The 14,627-nt window shown below is 65.3% G+C and carries 18 protein-coding genes; 11 read left to right on the top strand and 7 right to left on the bottom strand.

Annotated elements, in window-relative coordinates:
* Positions 1-10: 10 nt before the first annotated feature.
* Positions 11-487 (bottom strand): winged helix-turn-helix transcriptional regulator, encoded by a 477-nt coding sequence (locus AC51GT_RS08840; protein WP_496328511.1) that lies wholly within the window; start codon positions 485-487, stop codon positions 11-13.
* A 64-nt stretch (positions 488-551) separates the two neighbouring features.
* Positions 552-911, bottom strand: coding sequence for a VOC family protein (locus tag AC51GT_RS08835; RefSeq protein WP_496328510.1), 360 nt, complete (start codon positions 909-911; stop codon positions 552-554).
* Between the two features lie 79 nt (positions 912-990).
* Between AC51GT_RS08835 and AC51GT_RS08830 the strand changes: the two genes are divergently transcribed.
* From AC51GT_RS08830 to AC51GT_RS08815, 4 genes are all read left to right on the top strand, one after another.
* The gene (locus AC51GT_RS08830; RefSeq protein WP_496324137.1) at positions 991-1,695 is read left to right on the top strand and encodes a hypothetical protein; all 705 of its coding nucleotides are present in this window, start codon (positions 991-993) and stop codon (positions 1,693-1,695) included.
* A gap of 96 nt (positions 1,696-1,791) precedes the next feature.
* Positions 1,792-1,914, top strand: a complete 123-nt coding sequence (locus AC51GT_RS08825; protein ID WP_496324136.1) for a hypothetical protein — start codon at positions 1,792-1,794, stop codon at positions 1,912-1,914.
* 14 nt (positions 1,915-1,928) lie between these two features.
* Entirely contained in the window at positions 1,929-2,132 is a 204-nt protein-coding gene (locus AC51GT_RS08820; protein WP_496328509.1) for a heavy-metal-associated domain-containing protein, read from the top strand.
* A 4-nt stretch (positions 2,133-2,136) separates the two neighbouring features.
* The gene (locus AC51GT_RS08815; protein ID WP_496328508.1) at positions 2,137-4,362 is read left to right on the top strand and encodes a heavy metal translocating P-type ATPase; all 2,226 of its coding nucleotides are present in this window, start codon (positions 2,137-2,139) and stop codon (positions 4,360-4,362) included.
* A gap of 34 nt (positions 4,363-4,396) precedes the next feature.
* Here the strand turns inward: AC51GT_RS08815 and aqpZ are convergent, their stop codons facing one another.
* Positions 4,397-5,179, bottom strand: coding sequence for an aquaporin Z (aqpZ, locus tag AC51GT_RS08810; RefSeq protein WP_496324133.1), 783 nt, complete (start codon positions 5,177-5,179; stop codon positions 4,397-4,399).
* Positions 5,180-5,400: 221 nt separating this feature from the next.
* On the opposite strand from aqpZ, the gene AC51GT_RS08805 reads away from it, so the two are divergent.
* Together AC51GT_RS08805 and AC51GT_RS08800 are read left to right on the top strand one after the other, a co-directional pair.
* On the top strand, positions 5,401-6,375 hold the full coding sequence (locus tag AC51GT_RS08805) for a pirin family protein (RefSeq protein ID WP_496328507.1): 975 nt from the start codon (positions 5,401-5,403) through the stop codon (positions 6,373-6,375).
* Positions 6,376-6,412: 37 nt separating this feature from the next.
* The gene (locus AC51GT_RS08800) at positions 6,413-6,781 is read left to right on the top strand and encodes a GNAT family N-acetyltransferase (protein ID WP_496328506.1); all 369 of its coding nucleotides are present in this window, start codon (positions 6,413-6,415) and stop codon (positions 6,779-6,781) included.
* A 7-nt stretch (positions 6,782-6,788) separates the two neighbouring features.
* Here AC51GT_RS08800 and AC51GT_RS08795 read toward each other — a convergent pair whose 3' ends face one another.
* Both AC51GT_RS08795 and AC51GT_RS08790 read right to left on the bottom strand, forming a co-directional pair.
* Positions 6,789-7,115 (bottom strand): AzlD domain-containing protein, encoded by a 327-nt coding sequence (locus AC51GT_RS08795; protein WP_496324130.1) that lies wholly within the window; start codon positions 7,113-7,115, stop codon positions 6,789-6,791.
* Positions 7,112-7,804, bottom strand: coding sequence for an AzlC family ABC transporter permease (locus AC51GT_RS08790; protein ID WP_496324129.1), 693 nt, complete (start codon positions 7,802-7,804; stop codon positions 7,112-7,114). The genes AC51GT_RS08795 and AC51GT_RS08790 overlap by 4 nt, the downstream gene beginning before the upstream one ends.
* Before the next feature lie 118 nt (positions 7,805-7,922).
* Here AC51GT_RS08790 and AC51GT_RS08785 point away from each other — a divergent pair, with 118 nt between their 5' ends.
* Positions 7,923-8,474 carry a helix-turn-helix domain-containing protein gene (locus tag AC51GT_RS08785; protein ID WP_496324128.1) on the top strand — a complete coding sequence of 184 codons (552 nt, stop codon included), beginning with the start codon at positions 7,923-7,925 and terminating at the stop codon, positions 8,472-8,474.
* A gap of 143 nt (positions 8,475-8,617) precedes the next feature.
* Entirely contained in the window at positions 8,618-10,069 is a 1,452-nt protein-coding gene (locus AC51GT_RS08780; protein ID WP_496328505.1) for an FAD-binding protein, read from the top strand.
* Between the two features lie 10 nt (positions 10,070-10,079).
* Here the strand turns inward: AC51GT_RS08780 and AC51GT_RS08775 are convergent, their stop codons facing one another.
* Together AC51GT_RS08775 and AC51GT_RS08770 are read right to left on the bottom strand one after the other, a co-directional pair.
* Complete coding sequence (locus AC51GT_RS08775; protein ID WP_496324126.1) at positions 10,080-10,484, bottom strand: GtrA family protein; 405 nt, start codon at positions 10,482-10,484, stop codon at positions 10,080-10,082.
* Positions 10,485-10,766: 282 nt separating this feature from the next.
* Positions 10,767-11,450: a fasciclin domain-containing protein gene (locus tag AC51GT_RS08770; RefSeq protein WP_496324125.1), complete on the bottom strand. Its 684-nt coding sequence runs from the start codon at positions 11,448-11,450 to the stop codon at positions 10,767-10,769.
* A gap of 228 nt (positions 11,451-11,678) precedes the next feature.
* On the opposite strand from AC51GT_RS08770, the gene AC51GT_RS08765 reads away from it, so the two are divergent.
* From AC51GT_RS08765 to AC51GT_RS08755, 3 genes are read left to right on the top strand one after another with little or no spacing between them, the layout of a single operon-like run.
* Positions 11,679-13,211, top strand: coding sequence for a molybdopterin-dependent oxidoreductase (locus AC51GT_RS08765; RefSeq protein WP_496324124.1), 1,533 nt, complete (start codon positions 11,679-11,681; stop codon positions 13,209-13,211).
* A gap of 26 nt (positions 13,212-13,237) precedes the next feature.
* Entirely contained in the window at positions 13,238-13,819 is a 582-nt protein-coding gene (gene sigK / locus AC51GT_RS08760; protein ID WP_496328816.1) for an ECF RNA polymerase sigma factor SigK, read from the top strand.
* Entirely contained in the window at positions 13,812-14,594 is a 783-nt protein-coding gene (locus AC51GT_RS08755) for an anti-sigma factor (protein WP_496328504.1), read from the top strand. The genes sigK and AC51GT_RS08755 overlap by 8 nt, the downstream gene beginning before the upstream one ends.
* Positions 14,595-14,627 lie beyond the last annotated feature (33 nt).

Genomic DNA, 14,627 nt, shown 5'->3' with positions numbered 1-14,627 from the left:
CGCCAACCGATCAGGGCTTGACCAGCGATATCCGCAGCTCGTCCAACGGCACCTCGGTGCCGTCCGGCGTGGTCAATGCGGCTTTCACTGGTTCGCCGGTGACGTCGGAGATCAGGTCGAGGGGGTGGCCCTCGGGCTGCAGGTATTTGTCGCCCCACTGCATCAACCCGAAGACGACGGGCATCAGATCGGCGCCCATCTCGGTGAGGTGGTACTCGTACCGGGTGCGCTGTCCCGGCTCCCGGTACGGGGCCTTCTCCAGGAGTCCGGCATCGACGAGCCCCTTGAGGCGGGCAGAGGCCACCGCATCACTGACCCCGACCCGACGCGCGAACCCGTCGAACCTGGTGGTGCCGTACATCGCCTCGCGCAGGATCAGCATCGCCGTCCTGGTGCCGACCACATCGAGGGCGCGCGTGATCGAACATCGATCACCGGGAACCCAGCGATCGAGGTCGGCCAACGTGTCATCCAGAACGGCTGCCATGGCCCCGAATATACGCCGCCTGACTAGGGGTTATCACAGTCAGGCGATGTCGTCCGGACCCCGGTCAGCTCAGTACCAGGCAGAACGGGTGGCCGACGGGGTCCAGATAGACCCGGAAGTCGTCGTGTTCCTGCCCCTCGACCTTGGTGGCCCCGGCCTCGAGGACCTTGGGTTCGGCGGTGTCGAAGTCGGAGACCTGGACGTCCAGGTGGATCTGCTGACTCCCGTTCGGATCGGGAAACCTCGGCGGCACGTAGCTCGTCGACTGTTGAAATGTGAGCTTCGCCTTGCCGAGACCACAGTCCAATTCGACCCATTCCGGATCGCTGGTGTCGAGGGCTCCGCCGAGCACTCGCTGGTAGAAACCGGCCAGTTCCACCGGATTCGGACCGTCAAGTGCAATTGCTTTCACGAAACCGATCATCAGTACTCCCAACTCGTGTGTCGAACTCGCCACCACTACCACTTGAGGACAAGATGGACATGTGGCGGAGGAATTTGACGTGTGTTGGTCAACGGTAATTGCTGCCGCCGACACGCACGGCGCCTTCGGGGACGCCCCGGACAACGGATGGGTCCAGCGGTGCCGTCTGGGTTCGGGTCATCCCGGAATCCACGCCTCGGATGCGGGCGCCGGACCCCGCGACGGCTTTCGGCTGTGGCTGCAGTGGTCCGATGACGACGACACCCATCGATTGACCGAACTCGAACCCTGTCCGGTCCTCGACAGCACGGATCTGGCATGTGTGTTCTTCGCCGGCCACGGCGGACCCCACCGGTATATCCCGACGACATCGACGCCGCGGTTCGGTTCGCACTATCGGCCCGACGCCACCGTGAGTGTGAACGGGGTGAACCGATCCGGGTCGGTGGCGACCGCTGACGATGCGGCAGCGACCACGCCCGACGTTCCGGAGTCCCCGAGTGCGCCGGAACCCGAGCCCGCCGCCCCGGCAGCACTTCCACTTCCCGAGACCGAGGCGCAAAGTCCCCGGCACGAATCGTCCGACCCGGCTCCGGAGGCGGACGAGGTCCCCGTCGGTACCGGTCGCCGATCACGTCACTCCGGTGAACCTGCTGATGAGGCTGCGCAATGGATGGCCGGACCCGCCGTCGGCCGCGTTCGTTCGGTTGACGAGGTGCTGCTCGACCTGGTCGATCTGCTCTCGGAGTTGGCGACGTCCATCAAGCAGCAGCGCGAGACCTGACCGGTCGCGATCCCCTGTTCGGCCGGGTGGAGCTTGTCGACTGGAATACCCTAGGGGGGTACAGTGGTTCCTGTTGTCAGGCGACAGGGGGCAACCATGACCGACGAGCCCGGCCACATGTCCCATTGCGTCATCGATCCCGCCCGTGAGAGTGACGAGCAGGGGCAGGCGAAAGTCAAAGAGGCCACCGAGGCAATCGCCCGGCTGGTCCGTTCGTAGAAGGGAATCTCCAGATGAATGTCGAGACCTACCAGGTGATCGGGATGACCTGCGAGCACTGCGTGGCATCGGTCACCGAAGAAGTGGGCGAGATCCCCGGCGTGGACCGCGTCGAGGTCGATCTGGATACGGGGGCATTGAATGTGCATGCCGCAGCGCCGGTAGCTCGCGAAGCGATCGAAGAGGCGGTTGTCGAAGCCGGATACCGGCTGGGCTGACCGCATGACCACCACATCACCCGCGCATATCGATCTCGAGATCGGTGGCATGACGTGCGCGTCGTGCGCCAATCGGATCGAGCGCAAACTCAACAAACTCGAGGGTGTGGCCGCCACGGTCAACTACGCCACCGAGAAGGCAAGCGTCAGTTACCCCGAGTCGGTGGACACCGCCGAACTCATAGCCGCTGTCGAAGCTGCCGGCTATCACGCAAAGGTGCCCGAACCGGCCGGCGTGGGCCGCGGCGACGACGACAGATCAGACCCGGAACTGCACACGCTCCGGCACAAGACCCTGGTCAGTGCGGCCCTGTCCATACCGGTCATCGCCATGGCGATGATTCCGCAACTCCAATTCGACAACTGGATGTGGCTGTCGCTGACATTGGCCGCGCCCGTTGTCGTCTGGGGCGGCTGGCAATTCCACCGAGCGGCCGCGATCAACGCCCGCCACGGCACCGCCACGATGGACACACTCGTCTCCGTCGGGACACTGGCGGCCCTGGGCTGGTCGCTGTATGCGCTGTTCTTCGGCGCCGCCGGTGATCCCGCGCTCACGCATGGGGGCATGGACATGGCCTCCTCCGACGGCACGGCCAACATCTACCTGGAAGCCGCCGCCGGTGTGACCACCTTCATCCTGGCGGGGCGGTACTTCGAGATGCGCGCGAAGCGGCGGGCCGGCAGCGCGCTGCGGAGCCTGCTCGAACTCGGCGCCAAAAGCGTCACCGTCCTCGTCGGGGGACGTGAGAAGCTGGTCCCCATCGAGCAACTCGGGGTCGGGGACCTGTTCGTGGTGCGCCCGGGCGAACGCATCGCCACCGACGGCGAGGTCGAAAGTGGTTCGTCCGCAGTCGATGCCTCCATGCTCACCGGTGAATCGGTGCCGGTCGAAGTCGAGCCCGGCGACCCGGTTGTCGGTGCAACGGTCAACGCCGGTGGACGGATCATCGTGCGTGCCAAGCGAATTGGAAGTGACACCCAACTTGCGCAGATGGCACGGCTGGTGGAGCAGGCGCAAACCGGAAAGGCGCAGGTTCAGCGGCTGGCCGATCGGATCTCGGGTGTGTTCGTCCCGATCGTCATCGTCCTGGCCCTGGGTACCCTGGCCGTCTGGCTCGGTCTGGGTTATGACACGACCGATGCGTTCACCGCTGCGGTCGCGGTACTCATCATCGCCTGCCCGTGCGCGCTCGGACTGGCGACCCCGACGGCACTGATGGTCGGCACCGGACGTGGTGCCTCGATGGGCATCCTGATCAAGGGCCCGCAGATCCTGGAATCGACCAGGCGGGTCGACACGATCGTGCTCGACAAGACGGGCACCGTCACCACCGGCCAGATGACGCTGACCGAGGTGCTGGCCGCCGACGGCGAAGACGTCCGGCAGGTGACACGTCGGGCAGGCTCGGTCGAGAACGCCTCAGAGCACCCGATCGCCAGGGCGGTGGCCGTCGGCGCCGAGGAACGGGTCGGTGACCTGGCCGTGGTGTCGGACTTCGCCAACAGCGCGGGACTCGGCGTCACCGGCGTCGTCGACGAGGTGTCGGTATCGGTTGGGCGCCCGCAGTGGCTGGTCGAGCGAGGCCTCGACCTCCCCGATGAGCTGACGGCGGCCGTCGACGCGGCGGCCCGCTCCGGTCACACCGCGATTGCGGTGGGATGGGAAGGCCGGGTTCGCGGTGTGCTGGTGGTCTCCGACGTTCTCAAACCGACGTCCGCGCAGGCGGTTGCCGAACTCGTCGATCTCGGCCTGACTCCGGTCCTGCTCACCGGCGATCACGAGGCCGTGGCGAAAACCGTTGCTGCGCAGGTGGGCATCGACGCCGTCATCGCGGGTGTGCTGCCGGCGGCGAAGGTCGACGCGATCAAAGACCTGCAGGCGCAGGGGAAGGTCGTTGCGATGGTCGGCGACGGCGTCAATGATGCTGCGGCTCTTGCGCAGTCCGATCTCGGGCTCGCAATGGGGACCGGGACCGATGCTGCGATAGAGGCCAGTGACATCACTTTGGTGCGCGGCGACCTGCGGGCTGCCGCGGATGCGATCCGGTTGTCGCGGGCGACATTGCGCACGATCAAGGGGAACCTCTTCTGGGCCTTCGGCTACAACGTCGCAGCGATTCCACTCGCCGCGCTCGGGCTGCTGAGTCCGATGATCGCGGGTGCGGCGATGGCCCTGTCGTCGGTGTTCGTGGTGGGCAACAGCCTGCGGTTGCGCCGATTCCGGTAGCCGCGTTCGGTTTCAGGTGGGGCTCTTGGCGATGTCAGCGTCCTTGAGCCGGATTGGGGATCTGGTCCAGCTCCGGTTCTTCTGCACCCTTGTCGAAGACCAACGGATAAAGAACGCCCGCGATGATCGCGCCCACGATCGGTGCCACCCAGAACAGCCACAACTGACCCGGCGCACCGTTCCCGTTGAAGAACGCCACACCGGTGGATCGGGCCGGATTCACCGAGGTGTTCGTGATCGGGATGCTGATCAGGTGGATCAGGGTCAGGGTCAGGCCGATCGCGACGCCGGCCAAACCCGCCGGTGCCCGCTTGTCGGTGGCGCCCAGGACGACGATGACAAAGAACGCGGTCAGCACGACCTCGGCGATCAATGCGGCCCAGAGCGCGTAACCGGCCGGGGAATGATCCCCGAATCCGTTGGCGGCCATATTTCCTTCGGCTTCAAAACCATCTCGTCCGCTGGCTATCGCCAGGATGATCGCACCTGCGGCGATACCTCCGATCACCTGGACGATGATGTATCCCGGGACGTCTTTCCATTCGAAGCGTTTGGCCAGGGCCGCACCAATGGTCACCGCCGGATTGAAGTGGCCACCCGAGATGTGTCCGAGAGCGTAGATGCCGGTCAGGACGGTCAGACCGAATGCGATCGAGACACCGAGAAAACCGACACCGACCTGGAACATGGTTCCGGTGTCCTCATCCTCGGCGATGGATTTGGCTGCGAAGACCGCGGTTCCACAACCGCCGAGCACGAGCCAGAAAGTGCCGAGCGCCTCGGCGGCAAGTTTTTGAACTGTGGTCGGAGTGGCCATTGGATCAAACCTCCAGAAATGGTTGGTGATCTTCGGGGTGACTCGCACCGGGTGCAACGGCTCGGCGTCCACAATCGGCTTTACGGGCGAACATCGCCGTTACTATCGGCAATTATTACCCCAGTGGCATGAAACATCTGCTGTGTTGAATATTCGATGCGTTTTTCGACCCGGAGAAGGCCGATCTCGGGGATCATGATGCAAATGGGAAGAAGCGGACAATGAGCAACCTCGTCGACGGTCCTGAAATCAACTGTCACCCAGAACCGTCATCCGATCGCGCTGTGCAGATCCTGACCTCACGTGAGGTGCCACTCGGTGGACCTCGGGCGATGACGGTCCATCGGACGCTCCCGCAACGGGCGCGATCCCTCATCGGTGCATGGTGTTTTGCCGACCACTACGGTCCGGCGGACGTGCGGGAGACGGGCGGGATGAACATGCCGCCGCATCCGCACACCGGCCTTCAGACCGTCAGCTGGTTGTTCACCGGGGAGGTCGAGCACCGCGACAGTTTCGGTGTCCATGCGATGGTCCGGCCCGGTGAGGTCAATCTGATGACGGCAGGTCACGGGATCTGTCATTCGGAGGTGGCCACGCCGGAGACGACCGAGCTGCATGGTGTCCAGCTGTGGGTGGCACTGCCTGCCGACGCGCGGGACACCGAGCGGCGATTCGACCATTTCGTGCCCGAGCCGATGTATGTCGACGCCGGTCGCATCAACGTGTTCATCGGGACGTTGATGGGCAGCACCTCACCGGTCAAGACCTTCAGTCCACTGCTGGGCGCTCAGATCGAGCTGGATACCGGAGCCACGCTGACGATTCCGGTCGATCCGGATTTCGAGCACGGGGTGCTCGTCGATCAGGGCATGGTCAGCGTCGACGGCGCGGAGGTGGCGCGCACGGAGATGGCCTACGTCGGAACCGGCCGAACCCATCTGACACTGCAGAGTTCCGATGATCAGCCGTCGCGGGTGATACTCCTCGGTGGCACACCGTTTGCCGAAGAACTCGTGATGTGGTGGAACTTCGTCGGCCGCAGCCATGAGGACATCGTGACCTACCGCGAGCAGTGGGAGCAGCAGTCCGACCGCTTCGGCGAGGTTTCCGGATATGAGGGGCCGGTCACCCGCCTGCCGGCACCTGCCCTGCCCAACGCGAGGATCAGGCCACGCCGGGAGCCCTCGCGATGAGCGGAATATCCGGGTGGCACAGGGGTGTTGAGCGGACATGACCAACAACAGCGGGACCCTGCAGGACAAGACCGGCGCACCGGTGACGGTGACCGACGACCCGGCCGAACGCCGGTACATCGTCACCGTCGACGGTGAGCGCGCCGGTCTGGCGGCCTACGCGGACCGGACCGACAAAGACGGTGTGGCGCAACGGGTTTTCTATCACACGGAGGTGTCCGAGGCTTTTGGTGGCCGCGGGCTGGCCACCATCCTGGTGAAGGAAGCCCTCGATGATGCCCGCGCGCAGGGCAAGAAGATCGTCGGTGTGTGCCCGCTGGTGGCGGCATTCCTGAAGAAGCATCCCGAATACTCGGATGCGACGAACAGGGTCACCAAGGAGATCTTGGATTGGCTGGGTGCCTGAGCCGGGCTCAGGACAATCCGGCCAACCTCAGCAGCGCGGTCGATCCGGCGGCGGCCACCACCACGGCCACAAAGGGAACCCGCCGCCAGGCCAGCACGCCACCGACGGCCACCCCGATGATCCTTGCCGGACTGGAGATCTCGCCGCCGTCGATGAAGGTGGCCGTGGCGACCAATGCGGCCAACAGGACCACGGTGCCGACGGTGGTGAGCTGTTCGAATCGTTCGGGTATCGTCCACCGCCCGGCCAGGACGGGCCCGGCGAACCGGAATGCGAAGGTGCCCACGGCCAGTGCGGCGATCCCGAACAGCAGTGCCGGTGTGCTCACGCTCATTTCGCCACCGCCCGCTGTGGCCGCCGGACCGGGACGGCCAGGACAACTGCGCTCAGCGCCAACAGGATCGGTATCCCGGCCGGGGTGAACGGTGATGCGGCGACCGCGATGACGGCGCCCACACAGGCAGCCTTGCCGGTGGCGCGGTCCCGGAGGCTGGGCAAGATCAATGCCAGCAACACCGCGGGAAACGCGGCATCGAGCCCGAAGGCGTTGGTATCGCTGATCATGCTGCCACCGATCGCGCCGATGACTGCGCCGATGTTCCAGGAGACGAACAGGCCGGTGCCGCAGGCCCAGTAGACCGCCCGTCGTCGCTCCGGATCACGTTGCGCGATGGTGAAGGCCACGGATTCGTCGATCATGAGGTGCGAGCCGACCAGTCGTGAGGCCATTGACGTGCCGAGTACGTCTCCGAGGGAAAACCCGAACAGGATGTGGCGCGCGTTGGTCAGCAGACCGGCCGCCACCCCGGCGAAAATGCTTCCGCCTGCCGCGATGATCGCCACGAAGGCGAACTGTGCGGCACCGGCGAACACCACGACCGACATCAGCAGCGGTACCCAGATCTCGAAGCCGCTGCCGACGGTGATCGCGCCGCAGGACAACCCCACCAGTGCGATGGCGGCACAGACGAGTGTCACGTCGCGGGCCACCGCGGGGTCGAGTGTTCGCCATATCGAACGCATGGCTTTTATGGTGGACCTTGTTCAAGGTGTTCGTCAACCCGAACGACCGGTAGTGTCAGGCGAACGAAGCCGCCGGCACGGAGTCGGATCGCGGCCGAACAGTTCGAGGAGACCGAAGATGACCGGTGCACCCCTGGCGGCCATTGCGGCCGCGCTACAGCGGGAACGGAAAAGGACGGGACTCTCGCTGGCCGAGGTCGCCCGCCGGGCCGGGGTGGCGAAGTCGACGTTGTCGCAGCTCGAGGCGGGTAACGGTAATCCCAGTGTGGAAACGCTGTGGGCATTGAGCACTGCCCTCGAGGTGCCGTTCGCGCTGTTGGTGCAGCCACCGTCACCGCGCGTGCAGGTGATCCGCTCCGGTGAGGGCCCGGCTCTGTCGTCCGAGCGCTCGGATTATGTGGCCACGCTGCTCTCTGCCTGTCCCAACTACGCCCGCCGGGATCTCTACCTGGTCACCGCGCAGCCGGGAGAACCCCGGGATTCCGACCCCCACATGTCCGGCGTCGTTGAACACGTGGTGCTCGTCTCCGGGCGCGCGCTGGCCGGCCTGATCGATGAGCCGGTCGAACTCGGTCCGGGGGACTACATCAACTACCCGGGCGATGTCCGGCACACCTTTTCGGCACTGGAGCCGAACACGGTCGCGGCGCTGATTTCCGAACACGCCTGAAGGTGTGTCCCCGGCCGCGCGATTGACCTAAAGTAGAACAAGTTCTAATTTGGCTGAACACGGTGAGTTCTGGTTGGGACTGAAGGGTCGAATCGCGGGGTGCCCACCTCGGCGTCGCCCGCGGGAAGAGTGAGGATGCGCTGATGAAGGCCGAATTGCCCGAGGTGGTTGCCGTATCGACGGTCAACGAGTGGTCCGATGAGGTCGACGTGCTCGTCGTCGGATGCGGGATCTCCGGCGGCAGTGCTGCGGTCGAGGCGGCAACCGCGGGGGCTCGGGTGCTGGTCCTGGAGCGGGCTGCAGTCGCCGGCGGCACCTCGGCGATGGCCGGTGGGCACTTCTATCTCGGTGGCGGCACCGCGGTGCAGCAGGCGACCGGGCACGAGGATTCGGCCGAGGAGATGGAGAAGTACCTGCTCGCTGTTTCACGTGAACCCGAGCTGGACAAGATCCGCGCCTACTGCCAGGGGAGCGTCGAGCACTTCGACTGGCTCGAGTCACTCGGCTTCGAGTTCGAGCGCAGCTACTACCCGGAGAAGGCCGTGATCCAGCCCGGCACCCAGGGCCTGATGTACACCGGCAACGAGAAGGTCTGGCCTTTCTGTGAACAGGCCGTGCCGGCGCCGCGCGGTCACAAGGTCCCGGTCAAAGGTGACCTGGGTGGGGCCGGCATGGTCACAGACCTGCTGGTGAAGCGGCTGGCCGAGATCGGTGCGGAGATCCGCTACGAGACCGGTGCGCGCAACCTCGTGGTCGACGAGAGCGGCCAGGTCGTCGGGGTGCGATGGAAGCGTCTGCAGGACACCGGGTTCATCAAGGCCAAGGCCGTGATCATCGCCGCGGGCGGGTTTGTGATGAACGAGTCGATGGTCTCGGAGTTCGTCCCCCAGATGTCCGAGAAGCCCTACACGCTGGGCAGTACCTACGACGACGGGTTGGGCATCCGGCTCGGGGCGTCGGTCGGCGGCGGACTCAAGCACATGGATCAGCCGTTTGTGACCGCCCCGGTCTACCCGCCGTCGATTCTGCTGACCGGGCTCGCGGTCAACAAAGACGGTCACCGGTTCGTATGCGAGGACTCCTATCACTCGCGGACCTCGGCATTTGTGATGGAGCAGCCGGACGCGGTGGCATATCTCATCGTTGACGAGGCACACATGGAACGGCCCGAGTTCCCGCTGGTGCCGTTCATCGACGGGTGGGAGAGCATCGCGGAGATGGAATCGGCGCTCGGGATACCCGAAGGGAACCTGCAGGCGTCCATGGCCCGGTACAACGACCATGCCGCCCGCGGGGAGGATCCCGATTTCGGCAAGCGTCCCGAGTGGCTGGCGCCGCAGGACCAAGGTCCGTGGGCGGCGTTCGACATGTCACTGGGCAAGGCGATGTACGCCGGATTCACCATGGGTGGGCTGGCCACCTCGGTCGACGGGGAGGTTCTCCACGAGTCGGGTGCGGTGATCCCGGGGCTCTACGCGGCCGGTGCCGGGGCCGCCAACCTCGCTCAGGACGGCAAGGGCTACGCCAGCGGGACGCAGCTCGGCGAGGGATCGTTCTTCGGCCGTCGGGCCGGCCGACACGCGGCAGCCCGCTAGCGGGGTGGCGTCAGGAGGCGGTGGCGAGCTGTTTGCGCAGCGCCCGGGCGAACATCTGCCGGAAAGTGACGAACCGGACACCGGTCGCGATCAGGTTCACGGTCATCAGGATGACCAGCTCGAGCCGGCTCGATGGGTGCTCGGAGATCTCGTGCAGGACGAACAGTGAGAACGCGGTCAGCGCCCAGCCGAAGGCGAAGACGGCCACCCCCTGGATGTGGTGGCTGAGAAGGTGCGATGAGCCCCGTAGGCGGAAGGTGAAAGCACGATTGGCGGCGGTGTTGAGCACGGCCGCGACAAGCATGGCGATGAAGTTCGCGGCCTGTGCACCGACGAGTCCGTGCAGCGTGAGGTACATCAGCGCGTACGCGGTCGTGCACATGATCCCGACCGCAGAAAAACGCAGGACCTGCATTGGCAGGGGCCTGCGTACGAACTCGACAAGAGTTTCTCGCCGGGGAGGATCTGTTTCCGCCGCAGCGGTTTCGATCTGATCTCCAGGGACCGGGCCTATCGTCACAACGAACACGATATGGGAGGACATCGGAATTCGTGGTATCGGCGGGCGAAGTTGTCGGGCGAACCATGGAAATTTGTTGTATGGAGTTGTCAGGCCCGGGCCGGAGCGGCCGGTCGGGGGTATAGCCGCCCCGGCCCGAGGTCTTGATCTACCTCACGTGGTGATGCTGGTCGCAGGTCAGGCGGCCGGCGGCATCAGCACCGTGTCGACGAGGTAGACGGTTGCGTTGGCGGTTTCCACACCGCCACAGATCACGGAGGCGTCCTGGACTGTGAGGGTGTCGACCGGGCCGGTCACGGTGACCACCTGGCCTTCGACGGTCTCGTGTTCGCCGACGATCTCATCGGGCGACAACTGTCCGGGCACGACGTGGTAGGTCAGGATCTTGGTCAGCGTTTCGCTGTCGGTCTTCAGGGATTCGATGGTCGCCGGATCGATCTTGGCGAAGGCGTCGTCGGTGGGTGCGAAGACGGTGAACTCGCCCCCGTTGAGGGTGTCCACCAGGTTGACATCGGGGTTGAGCTGGCCGGAGACCGCGGCGGTCAGGGTGGTGAGCAACGGGTTGTTGGCGGCCGCGGTGGCGACCGGTTCTGCGGCCATGCCGTCAACCGAGGCTGCGCCGGTCGGGTTGGCTTCGGCGTAGGCTGCGCAGCCCGGGCCGACCAGTGTGGCGGCTTCTGCCATGGTGCCTGATTCGCTGGGCATTGCGGACGTGGTCATCGGTGCGGAGGTCATCGCCGAGGCGGTGGTGCTGTCCGACGAGGAGTCGGAACTGTCGTCCGAACAACCTGCCACGAGGCCGATTGCCAAGCCAACGCTCGCCACGGTCACTGCCAGTCGCTGAATTCGTTTGAGAGCCATCTTCGCTGTCCTTATCCATTACATCGGTCATGTATGCGACGCCGGCGACGCAGGGGAGCATCTGTGGCGCCGATCATTTGTCGGTCACGGCAGGTTCGGAGCTGCTGCGGGGGCGGATGGGTGCGGATGAAGGAATCTTGTGATCGGGCCCTGGGCCATCCGAAACCTCGGTGGATACGAATCACCTCCCGACATGAGAACCTTGAAATCTCCTGAGAGGGTGCGGAATTGCGTATAGCAGCAACGGCGCGTCACGGGCTCGCGGGCCTGGTGGCGGCAGGTGCCGGACTTGCTGCCGGGGAGCTGACAGCTGCCTTTGTCTCGTCCTACGCCTCGCCTTTCTATGCGGTGGGTTCGTTTCTCGTCGATCGCGCCCCCGCCTCGATGCGTGAGTTCGCCATCGAGACGTTCGGGACCAATGACAAGCCGGTGTTGTTGTGGGGCATCGCGATTGCGGTGGCGCTTCTGTCCGTGGTGGCCGGGATCGCCGAAAGGCGCGCTGTCCCTGTCGGTTCGGCGATGATCGCGGCGTTCGGCATCTTCGGGGTGGTGGCGGCGCTGCATCGGCCCACGTCGGACGGTTGGTACGCTGTACCTTCCCTGGTTGCGATCGTGGTCGGTGTATTGGTGCTGCGATACCTTCGTGGTTTTCTGGTCGGCGGGTCATCTGCCGAGCCCGCTGCGACGCGGAATGGTATGTCACGGAGAAGTTTTGCGATCTCTGCGGGTCTGATCGTGGTGATCTCAGGCGCCGGTGCATTCGTCGGCAGGCAGATCTCGACGATGGGTGACGTCGTCGCCGATCGCAAACGCGTGCGGCTGCCGCGGCCGACCAGTGTGGCCACCCCGATTCCGGAAGGTGCGGACGTCGCGGTCGAGGGTGTGACCCCGTTCGTCACCGCCAACGATGACTTCTACCGCATCGACACCGCCTTGCAGGTGCCGGCGCTGACCACCGGGGATTGGCGGCTACGGGTGCACGGGATGGTCGAGCGTGAGTTCGTCCTCACCTGGGACGACCTGATGGACATGCAGTCGACCGAACGGATCGTGACACTGACATGCGTCTCCAACGAGGTCGGTGGCGAGCTGGCCGGTACGGCCTCCTGGGTGGGGTATCCGATGAAGGCGATTCTGGAGCGGGCGGGTGTGCGCGACGACGCAGACATGCTGTTCTCGACGAGTGTCGACGGATGGACGTCGGGCACACCCCTCGATGCGGTGATGGACGGCCGCGACGCGATGTTGGCGATCGGGATGAACGGCGAGCCGTTGCCGCTCGAACACGGATTTCCGGTCCGTCAGGTGGTGCCCGGACTGTATGGCTATGTCTCGGCGTGCAAGTGGGTCGTCGATTGGGAGGTCACCCGCTTCGACAAGGCGCAGGCGTACTGGACCAAGCGTGACTGGGCGCCGGAGGGCCCGATCAAGACCGCCTCACGCATCGACCGGCCCGCCGCATTGTCACGGCATCCGGTGGGTGACGTGGTGATCGCCGGCACCGCGTGGGCACAGCATCGGGGGGTCGCCAAGGTCGAGGTCCGGGTCGATGACGGTCCGTGGAACACCGCATCGCTGGCGACGGAGTATTCCGACGACACCTGGCGGCAGTGGTATTGGACCTGGCCGGCCACCGCGGGACAACACACCGTCTACTGCCGCGCGACAGACAAGGACGGACAGGTCCAACCCGAGGAACGGGTCGCGCCGATTCCTGACGGTGCCACCGGTTGGCACAACCGAGTGCTGCGGATTGAGTAGGTGTTTTGATGACTATCGCTAGTGTCATGGATGTGACCGACCGAATTCCCGAAGCGCGGGTGGACCTCGCCGATCTGTTGATCCGGACGGCCGGCCACGATCGAGCGGCTTTTGCCGACCTGTACGACGCGACGAGCGCCCGGGTGTTCGGGTTGATCCTTCGAGTTCTACGAGATCGTGGTTATGCCGAAGAAACCCTGCAGGAGGTGTACCTGCAGGTGTGGCAGAAGGCCGAGGGCTTCGATCCCGCTGCCGGATCTGCGCTGAGCTGGATGATGACCATCGCGCACCGGCGGGCAGTCGACCGGGTTCGCAGCGAGGAAGCAGCCAGCAGGCGATCCACCGACTACTCGGTGTCGAACCTGGAACTGCCCAGTGACAGCGTGGCCGACTCCGTCGTGTCCCGGGAGGAACGTGACGACGTCGTGTTCTGCCTGGGCAGCCTGACCTCGACGCAACGCCAGAGCATTGAGCTCTCCTACTATGGGGGCCTGACATATCGGCAGGTGGCAGAGCGCCTCGACGCAGCTCTCCCGACTGTCAAGTCCCGTATCCGCGACGGCCTCCGTCGACTGAAGCAGTGTCTGGAGGCGAGTCCGCATGGCTGAGCACAGTTGGCTCGACGAGCACATCGAACTGTTTGCCGTGGGAGCGCTGGAGGCCGAAGAGGTTGACCGGGTCGAGCGTGAGATCGGACAGGCGCCGCTCGCCGAGCGGCAGCGGTACCGCAGCGAGATCAGCCGTACCCGCGAAGCCCTGGCCTCGCTGTCGGCCGAGTACGCCACCGCGCCGCCGCCACAGATCCGTGGACTGTTGCTGGCCGAGTTACCCGCGCCGCCTGCCACATCCGAACCGGAGCGGCCACAGTCCGAGGTCGCCACTCCGCCGGCGTCGAATGTGGTTGATTTCACATCGCGTCGTCGTCGGGCGAGCATCGCCGTCGGAGCGGTTGCGGCCGCGCTGATCCTGATCGTCGGTGGCGTACTGGTGGGTCGGGTCACCGCGCCGGACAACACCGGTCCGGTCGCGCAGGATGACCTGGACAGGCAGATCAGTCAGGTGCTCTCGGCGCCGGATCTGAAGCTGCAGCAGGCCGCCGTCGGCGACGGTGCCAGTGTCACCGTCGTGGCTTCACGCGACGAGAACAAGGCGGTCGTCCTAGCCGACGGGTTGCCCCCGGTTCCAGCAGGCCAGACGTATCAGATGTGGCTGATGGGTGAGGATCACGAGCCGTTGTCGGTCGGGCTGATGCAGGGTTCGCCGGGTCGTCAGGCCGTCGCCGTCGACGGTGTCGCCGGTTCGGACGAATTCGGTGTCACGGTCGAACCCGAGGGCGGGTCTGCGCAGCCGACGGGCGCTCCGGTCGTCGCTGTCACGTTCTGATCACGCCGCGAGACGGCATGCCACACCGCAGAT

The organism is Williamsia sp. z34 (assembly GCF_059553395.1).
The sequence above is the reverse complement of the archived record's forward strand: the minus strand, read 5'-3'. Positions and strand labels throughout refer to the sequence as shown.

What these genes read in the sequence shown, in the direction of transcription:
- AC51GT_RS08755 (WP_496328504.1), top strand. Translation starts at nt 13,812, where the DNA reads ATGGCTGAGCACAGTTGGCTCGACGAGCACATCGAACTGTTTGCCGTG.
- aqpZ (WP_496324133.1), bottom strand. Translation starts at nt 5,179, where the DNA reads ATGGCCACTCCGACCACAGTTCAAAAACTTGCCGCCGAGGCGCTCGGC.
- AC51GT_RS08780 (WP_496328505.1), top strand. Translation starts at nt 8,618, where the DNA reads ATGAAGGCCGAATTGCCCGAGGTGGTTGCCGTATCGACGGTCAACGAG.
- AC51GT_RS08825 (WP_496324136.1), top strand. Translation starts at nt 1,792, where the DNA reads ATGACCGACGAGCCCGGCCACATGTCCCATTGCGTCATCGATCCCGCC.
- AC51GT_RS08805 (WP_496328507.1), top strand. Translation starts at nt 5,401, where the DNA reads ATGAGCAACCTCGTCGACGGTCCTGAAATCAACTGTCACCCAGAACCG.
- AC51GT_RS08790 (WP_496324129.1), bottom strand. Translation starts at nt 7,804, where the DNA reads ATGCGTTCGATATGGCGAACACTCGACCCCGCGGTGGCCCGCGACGTG.
- AC51GT_RS08770 (WP_496324125.1), bottom strand. Translation starts at nt 11,450, where the DNA reads ATGGCTCTCAAACGAATTCAGCGACTGGCAGTGACCGTGGCGAGCGTT.
- AC51GT_RS08820 (WP_496328509.1), top strand. Translation starts at nt 1,929, where the DNA reads ATGAATGTCGAGACCTACCAGGTGATCGGGATGACCTGCGAGCACTGC.
- AC51GT_RS08800 (WP_496328506.1), top strand. Translation starts at nt 6,413, where the DNA reads ATGACCAACAACAGCGGGACCCTGCAGGACAAGACCGGCGCACCGGTG.
- AC51GT_RS08815 (WP_496328508.1), top strand. Translation starts at nt 2,137, where the DNA reads ATGACCACCACATCACCCGCGCATATCGATCTCGAGATCGGTGGCATG.
- AC51GT_RS08840 (WP_496328511.1), bottom strand. Translation starts at nt 487, where the DNA reads ATGGCAGCCGTTCTGGATGACACGTTGGCCGACCTCGATCGCTGGGTT.
- AC51GT_RS08835 (WP_496328510.1), bottom strand. Translation starts at nt 911, where the DNA reads ATGATCGGTTTCGTGAAAGCAATTGCACTTGACGGTCCGAATCCGGTG.
- AC51GT_RS08775 (WP_496324126.1), bottom strand. Translation starts at nt 10,484, where the DNA reads ATGCAGGTCCTGCGTTTTTCTGCGGTCGGGATCATGTGCACGACCGCG.
- sigK (WP_496328816.1), top strand. Translation starts at nt 13,238, where the DNA reads ATGGATGTGACCGACCGAATTCCCGAAGCGCGGGTGGACCTCGCCGAT.
- AC51GT_RS08795 (WP_496324130.1), bottom strand. Translation starts at nt 7,115, where the DNA reads ATGAGCGTGAGCACACCGGCACTGCTGTTCGGGATCGCCGCACTGGCC.
- AC51GT_RS08785 (WP_496324128.1), top strand. Translation starts at nt 7,923, where the DNA reads ATGACCGGTGCACCCCTGGCGGCCATTGCGGCCGCGCTACAGCGGGAA.